Raw genomic sequence first — 12,039 nt, 5'->3', positions numbered from 1 at the left:
CCCACCCCCCTCCACGGGCCACACCGCGACCAGCTCATCCGCGAGCACCGTCCCGCCCGCCTCAAGCCACAGCCCGCCGAGGGTGCTCTTGCCCGCGCCGGAGTGCCCCACGAACAGCGCGGCCCGGCCCTCGTGCACCAGCCCCACGCCGTGGATGAGCAGCCCGCCACGCTTCGCCAGCGAGGACGCGAGCATCACCTTGATGACGTTCTCCACCGGGTACCGCCCGGCTCCAATGACGTCCGCGTGGCACCGGTCCGGGGAGAGCACCGCGGAGTACCCGGCGCCCTCCACACGCAGCGTGCCCGAGGCACCCGGCTCCAGCCGGGGCAGCCCCTGCACGGTGGGGGGAGCAATCGGACTGGGCGGGTTCCGCATCACCAGCCGGGCATCGGGAGCCACGGCATCCGGAGCGAGGAACGCGCCGAACACGCGCCGGAGCGGACCGGCGAGCGCGTCATCCTCCACGTCGAGCGCCACGGTCCACCCGGCCAGGGTGATCCGGAGCGCGCCGTCACGGGGACCCGTCAGGGGGTCCCCGCTGTTCACGGCATGCACTCCGATTCGCCGGGGATGGTGCACATGGACAGCTGCGCCAGCGCGACGAAGGGCTGCTCCCACAGGATGGCGGGAGCCACGTACACGGCGGGCGCGGCCGGCGGCTTCGGCACGGAGGGACCCGCGGGAGGCTGTGAAGGTCGTTGGCTCACGTGATGGCCCACCTAGAAGGGCACCGGGAAGGCACAGATTCGACCATCCGTGGTGCCGACATGCAACCGGCTTACGGTGTGGTCGATGGTCGGCACGCCGATGGCCTGCGCCGGCCCCACGGTCACCTGCCCGGTGTCCGCCCCACCCTCCAGCTCCAGTTGGTGGACCTTTCCGTCCGTGCTGCCGACGTAGAGGCGCGCCACCCCGTTCTGGTTGAGGGTGAAGGAGCCGGACGGGTTCTCGACAGGCGTCGTCCACAGCAGCTTCGGCACGTTGGTCGCGTCCATCTCATAGCGCTCCACCGTGTTGTTCGTCCGGCTCACCACGAAGCCGCGCCCCTGGGGCCGCGCGAAGTGGGAGAACGTCCGCTGCGAGGCGCTGTCCACCTGGACGGTCCACGCAAGCGCGAAGGTGGATGGAGTCACGCCGTGCACCCGGCCGTCATTGGCGGTGACCAGGATCTGGTTGCTCGTCGCATTGCGGACCACGCCGAACTCCAGGTCGCCCAGTTCGAGCCGCGCCACCTCCGCGCCCGTGAGGCTGTTGAGCACGCGCAGCGTGGCCGCGCTCGTGCCCGACCGGGTCGGGACGTAGAGCCGGTTCGTCGTGTAGTCCATCAGCATGCCGCCGCTCACCATGCCCAGGTCCCCGGGCCGGTAGCGCCAGATGAGCGCGCCCGTGGCCGCGTTCAGCGCGACCACCTGGTTCAGCGCGGACGTGTTGCGCGTGGCGAAGATCGCCAGGTCCACGTTCGAGTACGTCGTCCGGTACTCCGGGTTCGCGTAGTCGAGCAGCTGCGTCACCGGGAACGAGCTGATGTTCCCCAGGCCCAGCGTGGTGTTCCTCCAGAGGAACTCGCCCGTGGCCGCGTTGAGGACCGCCGGCACGCCGGTCTGATCTCCCACGACGATCCACTGCTGCCCGGGCCGGCCCAGCAGCGGCACCACCGGGAAGCGAGTGGCGATCTTGCCCGCCATCTTCACCGGCCGGAAGCGCTCCGCGCCGTCCTCGGACGGGTTCACGGTGTGGGTGAGCGTGGCCACCACCGAATCGTTGAAGGAGCTGAAGATGCCCACGCCCAGCTCCGTCACGGGCTGCAGCGTCGTGTCCAATCCCACCGAGTAGCACCACAGCGGGTTGCCCGCCACGCGCGCCCGGGGCGTGGCCAGCAGCCCCTGCGAGGTGGGCTGGTTGCCCGGCCCGTAGCGCAGCTGATCATCCGCGTTGAACACGCGGTAGGTGTACGTCGTGCCGTTCGTCACCGCCGTGTCCGTCATGGACGACGCGGAGCTGAACTCGTCCTCGTAGGCCACCGTCGCGTTGCCCAGCACGTCACCCACCGCGTAGCGCACGCCGCTGGTCGGCGCGGTGTTGGGCGGATTCGTCCCCTGGGCGCGCAGCACCAGCGTGCCACCGTGGTTGAAGGGGTTGTCCCAGGTGAGCGTCACGCTGCCGTCGCGGGCCACGCCCGTGAGGCGATCCACGTCCGGTGCCGCGGTGACCGCGAGCAGCGTCATCGTCGCCTCCACGCGGATGCGCGGATCGTTCCAGCCCTGGTTCAGCTCCAACCGGTGGCGGAACGCCGTGTCCGCGAGGACGGCGGTGAAGCCCGAATAGGTGATGCGGAAGGTGGCCTCGCCGCCCACCGGGATGCCGGACTCCGACTCCCAGAGGTAGCTGGTCGTGTCCGTGTAGACGTTCCAGTCCCCGAACGCCTGCGGCCCCGACGCGGCCACGGAGAAGTAGTTCACCGCGGGCTTGAACAGCTTCACCTCGTAGATGGGCAGCGTGCCCCGGTTCTGTACCGTGTAGCCCACCGTCAGGGACGTGGCCGCCGTGGACACCGTCTCATGGCTCAGCCGCACGCGGTGCTCCACGATGCGGCCCTTGCGAGCCGTGACCAGGTCCCCCGCCACCGCCGAACCGTTGAGCGTCCCGTCCACCTGCGCCTGGAACTGGTAGCTGGCGCCGGGCGCACCCGACACCTGATAGCGCCACGTGAACTGCGCGGAAGCCCCCGGCGCCAGCTGCGCCACGCTCTCCGGCGACGGACCGGACACGAGCGACGCCGTCGCGTTGCCCAGCGGCACCGGCGCGCGCGGGCGCACCTGCGTGTACGCGTTCGTCGTGGACGTGTTGAACACAATCAGGCGCAGCGTCACCTGATCACCAGCGAACGCGTCCACGACGTCCATGTCCGCCGCCGCGACCAGGTTGCCCACGTTCGCCAGGGGCGAGTCCACCAGCGGCGCGTTCGAGTTGCTCGTGCGCGCCCGGACGCGCGCGGCCACGGCGCCGGCGGCGGTAGGCCTCAGATTGACCGCGAAGACGCCCGCGGACCGCACCGCCACGGACCTGCCACCGTCCTTGTTCACGGTGGTGAGGGGCACGCTGCTCGTGGAGGTGGGGTTGTCCACGCTCACGGTCGCGGCGCCGGTGCCGCGGTTCTCCACCACCACGCGCGCCACGGTGGAGCCGTTGACCGCCAGCACGCGCGGCACCAGCGTCACGTTCGCGGCCAGGATGCCGCGAGTCCATGCGGTCATGTTGTTGACGTTGAACGTGTAGCTCGTGCCGTCGCACTGGTCGCGGGCGTACGTGCCCGCCGCCAGGCGCTCGGTGGTGTTGTCGGTGGTGCGGTTCGACGGGCCCACCACGCTCAGCACGAAGCGTGCGGTCTCATTCCGAGCCAGGCCGCGCCCCTCGTCCACGCAGCCCCACGTGGACTGGAAGGTGATGCGCCGCTCGTTGGCGTCGATGTACTCGACCTTCCAGTTCGGGTTCTCCTCCGCGGGCAGGCCCCCCAGGATCTGGTAGCCCGTCGGAAGGACGAAGGACACCTCCGACACACGGGCGTCGCTCGTGGCCGTGGTCGTGTTCGTCACCTCCAAGACGAGGTCGGACGCGTCTTCCATCACCACGCGCGCGACGGTCTCTCCGGCGGAAGGGACGGGGCGCACGGTCCAGGTCTGGGAGAAGCCCACCGCGGGCAACAGCACGGCGACGAGCGCGAGGATGCGGACGTTCATGGCGTGCCTCACGTCACGGCTCCAGGGTGAAGGACGTGGCGGCAAGCTGCGCCCCATCCAGGAAGAAGCGCACCTGCCAGGTGCCCGTCATGCGCGTCATGGACACCGGCGTGCCCGCCACCGGCAGCGAATAGCGCAGCGTGCGCGTCTCGTCCGGCGGTGCCTCCACCGTCGCGCTGCGCTTCTCGTACGGACGTCCGCCCGGCGCGATGAACTCCACGTCCACCAGGCCCTTGTTCCGCACGCCGCTCACCACGAAGTCCACGTCCACCTGCTGCACCTGGGACAGGGCCGTGGGCTCCGAGCCCGCGCCCACCACCTCCGCGCTCCCGGTCGGGGGCGGCAGCGGCACCGGAGGCGGCTCCTCCTCCACGACTTCGTCAGGAGGCGGCTCTTCCGGAGGCGGCTCTTCGTCCGTGGGGCCTGGAGGCGGCGGCCGGGCCACGCTCCCGCCACCGGCCAGCACGTCCGTTGGATCCACGGGGGTGACGGAGCCGCTGCCCTGCCCCGGTTTCACGGCCGACGGCGGCGGCAGGGGGGACACCCCTTCCGAGCACGCCGACAGCACCATCGCCCCCGCCAGCACGGCCACGAGCGCCCGCATCATGTCTCCTCCAGAGGCGCGGCACCGGCCGGCGCGCGCACTTCGTCCAACAGACCTCGCCGCTGAAGCTCCCCCAGGAAGCCCAGCGTGTCGGTCAGCACCGGACCGACGTCGGTCGAAAACTCGGAAGCCACCTGCTCCGCCACCGCCCGGGCCGTGCGCTTTCCGTCGCACAGCGCCCAGATGCGCGCCGCCGTCGGGTTGAGCCCGCGCAGCGTGCGCCCCTCCGCGTCCAGCACCAGGAAGTCCGCGCCGAAGCCCTCCCCCGAGGTCCCCAAACGCTTCCGGGGAACGCTGCCTTCCTGAAAGCTCATGCGCGGCCCGTCCTTCCCAGCCACGCGGCCACCTGGCGCTTCAGCGTCGCGCGCCAGCGGCCCAGCCGCTGGGGCCCCACGTCCCAACGGTCCATCTCCAGCAGCGTGCCGCCCCGGCGCACACGCCGCGCCCGCCCGAGGATACGGACGAGAGGCAGCGGCGGATCTTCCATGGCGCCATTGTCCCCACGAAGCGCACAGAGGCTGCCGTCGCACCAACGCACCCGGTGCAGCACCAGCGAGGACTCGAAGCGCGCCAGCACCACCTCACCCGGGCGCGGCGCCTCCCTCAGCGGCTCCACCTCCGCCACGTCACCCGCCCGCAACGACGGCCACATGCTGTCCCCGGCGACAGGGATCCAACGTGGGCCATCGATCATGGAAACGGGCTGGGGAGCGCTCGACATTGCGGATGGAATCTTACTCCACCCTCTCAATGTCCGCGAATCTCCGAGGCCTCAATCCCCCAGCGATTCCCAGGACTTACGCTGCTTAACACCTTTACTCCCGGGTTTTCTGGGAAGACGGGCCGCCCCCTCCCCTCCGGCCTGGCGCGTCATGCCGGAGGGGGCGGTTGGATCAGGCCGCGGGGGCCGGAGCCGGGGCGTCTGGCTGCGCGCGCACGGTGGCGGCGACGCTGTCGAGCGCCACGGGAACGGGCTCCCCCCCGGCCATGGGCTTGAGCTTCGCCTGGCCGCTGGTGCGCTCCTGCTCGCCCAGCACCAGCGTGAAGCGGGCGCCGGACTTGTCCGCGCGCTTCATCTGGCTCTTGAGGCTGCCGCCGCGCGTGTCGAAGTCCACCTTGAGGCCTTCGCGGCGCAGGCGGCTGGCCAGCTTCAGGCCCTCGTCCTGCGAGCCCTCGTCCGCCACGGCGATGAACAGGTCCGGCCGCTGGGTGAACGTCTTGCCGCTCTCCTTCAGCAGCAGCACCAGCCGGTCCAGGCCCATGGCGTAGCCCACCGCGGGCACGTCCGGCCCGCCCAGGCCCTTCATCATCTTGTCGTAGCGCCCGCCGCCGCCCACCGTGCTGGCGGTGCCCAGCGCGGGGTGCGAGGCGATGAACTCGAAGACGGTGCGCGTGTAGTAGTCCAGGCCGCGCACCAGCCGGTGGTTCACCACGTAGCGGATGCCCAGCGCGCCCAGCTTGCGCTGCAGGTCCGTGAAGTGCGTGCGGCACGGCTCACAGAGGAACTCCAGCACGTTGGGCCCGGCCCCGGCCACCGCCTGGCACTTCTCGTTCTTGCAGTCCAGGACGCGCAGCGGGTTGCGCTCCAGCCGCTGCTGGCAGTCCGCGCACAGCTCTTCCCGGTGCGCGTTGAGGTACTCCACCAGCTTGGCGTGGTACGCGGGCCGGCAGTTGTCGTCGCCCAGCGAGTTGATGTTCAGGGTGACGTCCGTGAGGCCCAGGGCCTCCAGGAACTGCACCACCACGTCCATCAGCTCCGCGTCCTGCGCGGGCTCCTTGGCGCCGTAGGCCTCCGCGCCAATCTGGGAGAACTGACGGTAGCGGCCCGTCTTCATCCGCTCGTAGCGGAACATGGGCCCCATGTAGAACCAGCGCGACACCGGCTCCTGGTTGTTCACCGAGTGCTCGATGTACGCGCGCGCCGCGGGCGCGGTGCCCTCCGGACGCAGGGACAGGCTGCGGCCGCCCTTGTCCTCGAAGGTGTACATCTCCTTGCCGACGATGTCCGTCTCCTCGCCCACGCTGCGCACGAAGAGGGCCGTGTCCTCCACCATCGGCGTGCGCACCTCGCCGTAGCCGAAGCGGCCGAACAGCGTGCGCGCGGTCGACTCCACGAACTGCCAGACTTCAATCTCGCCCGGCAGAAGGTCGTTCATCCCCTTCACGCCGTTGATCTTCTGGCTCACGTGATGACTCCGATACGCGTGCCCATGCGCACCACCGCTTCCGGCTGCATGCTGTCATCCCAGCGCACACGGCCGGGCTCGAAGCAGAGGATGACGGTGGAGCCCATCTCGAAGCGGCCCAGCTCGCCGCCCTTCTCCACCGGGATGCCCGCGCCGTAGTTGTGCACCTTGCCGGGCTGGCCCACGTGCGTGGTGATGTCCTCGTAGGACGCCTTGATGCGCGACACGCAGGTGGCGCCCACCTTCACCACCGCCACCTTGCCGGCCACGGTGTCCAGGTACGTGACGAGCCGCTCGTTCACGCAGAACAGCGACTGCTTGTTCTTCACCGACGCGGGGTTCACCGGCCAGAACTCACCCGGGATGTACGCATACCCGGTGATGGTGCCGCCCAGCGGCGAGTGGATGCGGTGGTAGTCGCGCGGGGACAGGTACACCGTCGTCCAGGCGCCGCCGTGGAAGGGCTTCGCCGCCTGCGAGTCACCCAGCAGCTCGTCCACCGTGTACTCGATGCCCTTGGCCTGCAGGCAGCGGCCGTTGTCCGCGTAGCCCACCTGGGACACCCGGCCGTCCACCGGGGACACGACGACCTTCTCGCCCTCATCCACCGGGCGCAGGCCCGGCTTCAGGCCACGGGTGAAGAACTGGGCGAAGGTCGGGTACTTCTCGAAGGCGTGCTCCGCCTCCTCCATGTCCACGTTGTACGCCTTGGCGAAGGTGCGCATGGCCCAGTGGTGCACCGGCGCCGGCGCGGGCAGGCGCGTGGCCAGGCCCACCGCGGAGGACACCGCCGACTTGGGGAGCACGCGCATCAACTTCATGAAGGTCTGTTCGTTCATCGAAGGTCGTCAGCTCTTGAAAGAGAGAAGTTCAACGCCCGCCATCGTCCACGGGCACCGTGCCGCCGTCCTCATAACGGCGCACGGTTCGCACGGCGCTCTTGGGTAACAGCGCCAGCACACGGCCGTCTTCAACCACCAGCACGGAGTCCCGGTGAGAGGGGTACCCCAGCTGGCAGGACGCCCGGTCGCTCAGCTGCCAGGTGTCCCGCATTCCCCGCCCCTCCACGGTCACGGCCGTGCCGCGGGTAAAGCAGCCCTCGAAGCCGGCCACCAGCTCGGAGGCCGGGGTGCCCGTCTGGGGCCCGGCAATCACCCCGGCGTCCGCCGGCCCGGCGTCCACCGGCTCCGCCGCCACGGGCTCGGCCTGGCGCGGAAAGTCCGTCGAGGAGGGGTCCATCGTGGGCAGCGCGCTGGCGCTGGCCACCGCGCGGCGCTGCTCCTCCTGGGCCGCCTGCATGCGCGTGCGGCCCTCCTGGATGCGCTGGAGCAGGGACTGGGACGCGAGGGAGTCCACGCTGTCCGCGGGCACGCGCTGCAGCTGCGCTTCAATCTCCCCGATGGAGGGGTCCAGGTACGCGTCGTCCAGCTTCTGGGCGTAGAGCGCCGTCCACCGGCGGCTGGCCTGCTCGAACTCAGGCGAGGGCGGCGCGGGCGAGCGGCTGCATCCGGCGGCGAACAGGAAGACTGCGAGGCCAAGGCCCATGAAGGGCCGCTTCGAACGGGGGACCTGGGGGCGCACGGCCCCGGTTTATGCCACCTTCCGTCCAGCCGCGCCCCTTTTCCGCACGGGCGCGGGCAGGCGCACCTACACGCCCAGGAACAGCCGCTTGCCGAAGTTGAGCGCCAGGTCCGCGTCGAAGATCTTCTGCGCGGAGGTCTCGATGTCGTACTCCACGCGCAGGTACTCCACCGTGCGCGCGTCCGTGTCGCAGATGACGAAGCAGGCCCGGTTGTCGTAGTCGCGCGGCTGGCCCACGCTCCCCACGGACACGATGTACTTGTAGCCCTTGCGCAGCACGAACTTCTGCGCGACCACGTCGTTCACCTCGCCGTTGCCAATGGCGAACGCGCGGCACAGGTGGCTGTGGCCGATGAAGGTGACTTCCGGAAGCTCCGCCACGTACGGCGTCAGCTCCCGCGCCTGCTCCAGCGCGAAGATGTACTCGTACGCCTTCGGGTCGATGGGCGAACCGTGGCAGAAGCCCACCTCGCCGATGCGGTACGTGTACGGGAGGCTGCGCAGCCAGGCCAGGTTCTCGTCGGAGATGACGTTGGCGCTCCAGTCGAGCGCGTGCCGGGCGGCGTCGTAGTAGTACGAGTAGTCCATCCGCCCCGCCACCGCCGCGTCGTGGTTGCCCAGCAGCGTGATCTCCGCCACCGAGCGCACCAGGTCACAGCACGGGTTGGGGGACGCCCCATAACCGACGATGTCCCCCAGCGACACGAAGCGGTCCACCTTCTGGTGCTCCGCCACCCTCAGCACCTCCGTGAGGGCCTCGATGTTGGAGTGGATGTCGGAGATGACGGCGATGCGCATGGGAACCCTAGGGGTGGGTTTGCTGCTGGGAGATGATGCGCCGCAGACTCGTCAGCGCGTCCGCGTCCAACGCTTCGAATCTCAGGCCCATGCCCGGAGGGCGGCCGGCCGGCTGCACTTCCTGCCGCAACCAGACGACCGTGGCCTGCGCCTGCAACTGCGTGTCCGTCGCCTGCTGGGTGAGCCTCACCTGCGTCCGCGTCCCCGCCGCCAGCGGGGTGCTCGTCCTCAAGAAGAGGCCGCCCTCGCTCAGGTTGGCGATGCGTGCATACAGGGTCACGTTCTCACCCTCGCACCAGCAGCGCAGGTGGGTGCCGACCCGCGCGTACTTTCGATTGTCGCTCAACCCGGGGACCTCCCGACGTGGCACCTTCCCGTCCACGTCGGCGCTGAAAAAGGACGTCCGCACCGGATTTATTCATCCACTGCGTCCGCCCGAGCCTAGGAAGGGTGGGTGCGGCCCGTCAAGTTCCACACCGGGCCATCCGCCCTCTCGCCCATGCTCCCCTACCCGCCCAGCGGGCCCAGGTCGTCGAAGTGGGTGAGCTTCTTGAACTCGGCGAAGCGGGCGTGGATCTCCGGGCGCTGCACCTCGCGCAGGCGCTCCAGGCTGAACTTCTCCACGGTGAAGGACGCCATCACGCTGCCCATGACCATGGCCTTGCGCAGCACCTGCTGATCCACCTTGCCGGCGCCGGAGCTAGCCAGGGTGCCCATGAAGCCGCCGGCGAAGGTGTCACCCGCGCCGGTGGGGTCGAACACCTCCGACAGGGGGAACGCCGGGCAGGCGAAGATGTGGTCCTGGTCGAAGAGGAGCGCGCCGTGCTCGCCGCGCTTGATGACCACGCGGGACGGGCCCATGGCCAGGATGGCGCGGGCGGCCTTCACCACGTTGTGCTCGCCGGACAGCTGGCGCGCCTCCGCGTCGTTGATGAAGAGCAGGTTCACGCGCTGGAGCGTCTTGAGCAGCGCGGGGCGGCTGCCCTGGATCCAGAAGTTCATCGTGTCCGCGGCCACCAGCTTGGGCGCCTTCACCTGGTCCAGCACGCGCGACTGGAGCTCCGGGTGGATGTTGCCCAGGAAGACGTAGGGCGTCTCGCGGTAGGCGGCCGGCAGGTTGGGCGAGAAGGACTCGAAGACGTTGAGCTGGGTGTCCAGCGTCTGCGCCTCGTTGAGCTCCCAGCCGTACTTGCCCTTCCAGCGGAAGGTGCGGCCGGCCTCACGGGTGAGCCCCTCCAGGTCGATTCCGCGCCCGCGCAGGAACTGCAGGTGCGCCTCCGGGAAGTCCTCGCCAATCACCGCCACCAGCTGAACGGGGCTGAAGAAGGACGCGGACGTGGAGAAGTAGGTGGCCGAGCCACCCAGCACGTCCTCCTTCTTGCCGAAGGGCGTTTCCAGCGAGTCCAGCGCGATTGAACCGACGACGAGCAGAGACATGAAGGCTTCTTCCTGGGGGTGACCCGGCGCGGGTACGGCATCGCGTCAGGGCACGGCGCATTCCAGGGGAAACCCCGTGCCCGTGCCGGGTACGACACCTTCCCGGTAACGTCAAGGGGACAACGGTCTAGAAGGTCGGGATGCCCGTGGCGGTGATGAGGGACTTCAGGTCGTCGTCGGTGAAGAAGAAGCCCGCGCCGAAGAAGAAGTCTCGGCCGGCGATCAGGCGCCGGGTCGCCGCGTCGCGCTGCCTGGCGTTGAGGATGTCGTCCATGCCCGCCATGACGTACAGGTGGTCGAACGCCTGGGCCTTCAGCATGGCGCGCAGGCGCGGGTAGCGCAGCTCGTCCGCGGTGAAGTTGAACGCGTCCATCTTCAGGGTCAGCACGTCGTCGAAGAGGTGCAGGTCCGCGCCCACACCGCCCGTGGATTCGATGAGGCCCACGCGCAGGGTGGTGAAGTAGTAGCGCTTGGCGAACTGGAGGCTGACCTTGAAGGACTCCTTGGTCACCTTCTGCGTCTGGATGACCGGGTCCCCTTCCGACGGCGGGTTCGTCTGCACCACCTGCGTGCTGACGGAGCCGCGCGGGTCGTCGATGATCTCCAGCAGGTAGTACTTGTCCGGCTTGGGGATGAGCTTCAGCGTCAGGCCGTTCTTCGACGCGCCCTGGGACAGCAGGTAGCTGCTGAACAGGCCCACCTCCGTCTGGAGGGTGCTCAGGCGGGTGGCGAACTCGCTGACGTCCGTGACGGCCTCGCTGAGGCGCTGACCCAGCTGCTCGTCGGTGAGCAGCGCCCCGGCGGCGCCCTCGCCGTCCTTCACCTTGCGGGTGATGTCCTCCAGGTTGGCCAGGGTGTTGTCCAACCGGCCCAGCGTCTGCTTGAGGCTGGAGACGCTCTCCTTGAACTCCCCTTCCCCGCTGCCCACGATGTTCTTGACGGTGCCCAGCACCTCGCGGACGTCCTGGGTGATGCGCTCCACGTTGGTGACGATGCGCGTCACCTCCGCGCCGTTGCCCTGGGTGAGGGCGCGCACGTCGGAGGACACGCCCTCCACGTTCGCCATGATGGTGTCCAGGCGGTCCGTGTTGCGGCGCACCGTCGCGTCCACCGAGTCCGACAGGCGGACCAGGTTCTCCACGATGCGCTCCAGGCTGCCCGCGCCCTTCTCGCCGCCCAGCACCTCGCGCAGCGCGCCCGTCACCTGCTGGATGTCGGAGGTGATCTGCGACAGGGACTCGAAGACGGCCTCCACGCCCTGGGTGTCGATGACGCGGCGGATCTGCCCGCCGTTCTCCAGCTCGGGCGACTGCTCCGTGCCGGGGTTCAGGTCCAGCAGGTAGTCACCCAGCAGCGACTCCGAGCGCTTGGTGACCGCGGCGTCCTGACGCAGGTCCACGCCCTTGCGGATCTTCAGCCAGACCTTCGCGCGGGTGCCTTCCAGGCTGATGTCGCTGATCTCGCCCACGGGAATGCCGGCGATCTGCACGCGGCCGCGGACCGCCAGGCCGGACGCATCCCGGAAGTAGGCCCACACCTTGGTGGAGTCTCTGTCGCTCAGTCCGCCCTTCGTGGCGAACAACACGAACGTGATGAGGAAACCACCGGCGGCAAGGACCAGCAGGCCAACACGGAAGGGCGTGACGAGCTTCTTCACCTGATGTGACTCCGAGCGCTACCACCGGCCGCGCGC

12 protein-coding genes and 1 pseudogene are annotated in these 12,039 nt (G+C 69.5%); all 13 read right to left on the bottom strand.

Annotated elements, in window-relative coordinates; translation table 11 throughout:
- Positions 1 to 549 (bottom strand): annotated as a pseudogene (locus tag D7Y11_RS24800) (hypothetical protein); the annotation flags it as partial.
- Positions 546 to 710 carry a hypothetical protein gene (locus D7Y11_RS43395; protein WP_158624425.1) on the bottom strand — a complete coding sequence of 55 codons (165 nt, stop codon included), beginning with the start codon at positions 708 to 710 and terminating at the stop codon, positions 546 to 548. The pseudogene D7Y11_RS24800 and the gene D7Y11_RS43395, both read right to left, overlap by 4 nt.
- A gap of 12 nt (positions 711 to 722) precedes the next feature.
- Positions 723 to 3,740 (bottom strand): PQQ-binding-like beta-propeller repeat protein, encoded by a 3,018-nt coding sequence (locus D7Y11_RS24795; protein ID WP_121754047.1) that lies wholly within the window; start codon positions 3,738 to 3,740, stop codon positions 723 to 725.
- 13 nt (positions 3,741 to 3,753) lie between these two features.
- Positions 3,754 to 4,347 carry a hypothetical protein gene (locus tag D7Y11_RS24790; RefSeq protein ID WP_120577475.1) on the bottom strand — a complete coding sequence of 198 codons (594 nt, stop codon included), beginning with the start codon at positions 4,345 to 4,347 and terminating at the stop codon, positions 3,754 to 3,756.
- The gene (locus tag D7Y11_RS24785) at positions 4,344 to 4,658 is read right to left on the bottom strand and encodes a PqqD family protein (RefSeq protein WP_120577474.1); all 315 of its coding nucleotides are present in this window, start codon (positions 4,656 to 4,658) and stop codon (positions 4,344 to 4,346) included. Before D7Y11_RS24785 ends, D7Y11_RS24790 begins: the two co-directional genes overlap by 4 nt.
- The gene (locus tag D7Y11_RS24780; RefSeq protein ID WP_255424593.1) at positions 4,655 to 5,038 is read right to left on the bottom strand and encodes a S24/S26 family peptidase; all 384 of its coding nucleotides are present in this window, start codon (positions 5,036 to 5,038) and stop codon (positions 4,655 to 4,657) included. The genes D7Y11_RS24785 and D7Y11_RS24780 overlap by 4 nt, the downstream gene beginning before the upstream one ends.
- Before the next feature lie 199 nt (positions 5,039 to 5,237).
- The gene (gene hisS, locus D7Y11_RS24775; RefSeq protein WP_211486817.1) at positions 5,238 to 6,500 is read right to left on the bottom strand and encodes a histidine--tRNA ligase; all 1,263 of its coding nucleotides are present in this window, start codon (positions 6,498 to 6,500) and stop codon (positions 5,238 to 5,240) included.
- Between the two features lie 26 nt (positions 6,501 to 6,526).
- The gene (gene asd / locus D7Y11_RS24770) at positions 6,527 to 7,369 is read right to left on the bottom strand and encodes an archaetidylserine decarboxylase (protein ID WP_126934941.1); all 843 of its coding nucleotides are present in this window, start codon (positions 7,367 to 7,369) and stop codon (positions 6,527 to 6,529) included.
- Between the two features lie 31 nt (positions 7,370 to 7,400).
- Positions 7,401 to 8,075, bottom strand: coding sequence for a hypothetical protein (locus D7Y11_RS24765; RefSeq protein ID WP_126934940.1), 675 nt, complete (start codon positions 8,073 to 8,075; stop codon positions 7,401 to 7,403).
- 102 nt (positions 8,076 to 8,177) lie between these two features.
- Positions 8,178 to 8,909: a metallophosphoesterase gene (locus D7Y11_RS24760; RefSeq protein WP_120526312.1), complete on the bottom strand. Its 732-nt coding sequence runs from the start codon at positions 8,907 to 8,909 to the stop codon at positions 8,178 to 8,180.
- Positions 8,910 to 8,916: 7 nt separating this feature from the next.
- Positions 8,917 to 9,255 (bottom strand): TIGR02266 family protein, encoded by a 339-nt coding sequence (locus D7Y11_RS24755; RefSeq protein ID WP_120577481.1) that lies wholly within the window; start codon positions 9,253 to 9,255, stop codon positions 8,917 to 8,919.
- 161 nt (positions 9,256 to 9,416) lie between these two features.
- Entirely contained in the window at positions 9,417 to 10,346 is a 930-nt protein-coding gene (locus D7Y11_RS24750) for a PfkB family carbohydrate kinase (protein WP_120596391.1), read from the bottom strand.
- A gap of 127 nt (positions 10,347 to 10,473) precedes the next feature.
- A complete protein-coding gene (locus D7Y11_RS24745) occupies positions 10,474 to 12,003 on the bottom strand; it encodes an MlaD family protein (protein WP_120577468.1) in 1,530 nt (509 codons plus the stop codon).
- Between the last annotated feature and the right edge of the window lie 36 nt (positions 12,004 to 12,039).

Source organism: Corallococcus sp. AB018 (assembly GCF_003986945.1).
Taxonomy (GTDB): domain Bacteria; phylum Myxococcota; class Myxococcia; order Myxococcales; family Myxococcaceae; genus Corallococcus; species Corallococcus exiguus.
The sequence above is the reverse complement of the archived record's forward strand: the minus strand, read 5'-3'. Positions and strand labels throughout refer to the sequence as shown.

What these genes read in the sequence shown, in the direction of transcription:
- D7Y11_RS24760 (WP_120526312.1), bottom strand. Translation starts at nt 8,909, where the DNA reads ATGCGCATCGCCGTCATCTCCGACATCCACTCCAACATCGAGGCCCTC.
- D7Y11_RS24790 (WP_120577475.1), bottom strand. Translation starts at nt 4,347, where the DNA reads ATGATGCGGGCGCTCGTGGCCGTGCTGGCGGGGGCGATGGTGCTGTCG.
- D7Y11_RS24765 (WP_126934940.1), bottom strand. Translation starts at nt 8,075, where the DNA reads ATGGGCCTTGGCCTCGCAGTCTTCCTGTTCGCCGCCGGATGCAGCCGC.
- asd (WP_126934941.1), bottom strand. Translation starts at nt 7,369, where the DNA reads ATGAACGAACAGACCTTCATGAAGTTGATGCGCGTGCTCCCCAAGTCG.
- D7Y11_RS24750 (WP_120596391.1), bottom strand. Translation starts at nt 10,346, where the DNA reads ATGTCTCTGCTCGTCGTCGGTTCAATCGCGCTGGACTCGCTGGAAACG.
- D7Y11_RS24795 (WP_121754047.1), bottom strand. Translation starts at nt 3,740, where the DNA reads ATGAACGTCCGCATCCTCGCGCTCGTCGCCGTGCTGTTGCCCGCGGTG.
- hisS (WP_211486817.1), bottom strand. Translation starts at nt 6,500, where the DNA reads ATGAACGACCTTCTGCCGGGCGAGATTGAAGTCTGGCAGTTCGTGGAG.
- D7Y11_RS24785 (WP_120577474.1), bottom strand. Translation starts at nt 4,658, where the DNA reads ATGAGCTTTCAGGAAGGCAGCGTTCCCCGGAAGCGTTTGGGGACCTCG.
- D7Y11_RS24780 (WP_255424593.1), bottom strand. Translation starts at nt 5,038, where the DNA reads ATGATCGATGGCCCACGTTGGATCCCTGTCGCCGGGGACAGCATGTGG.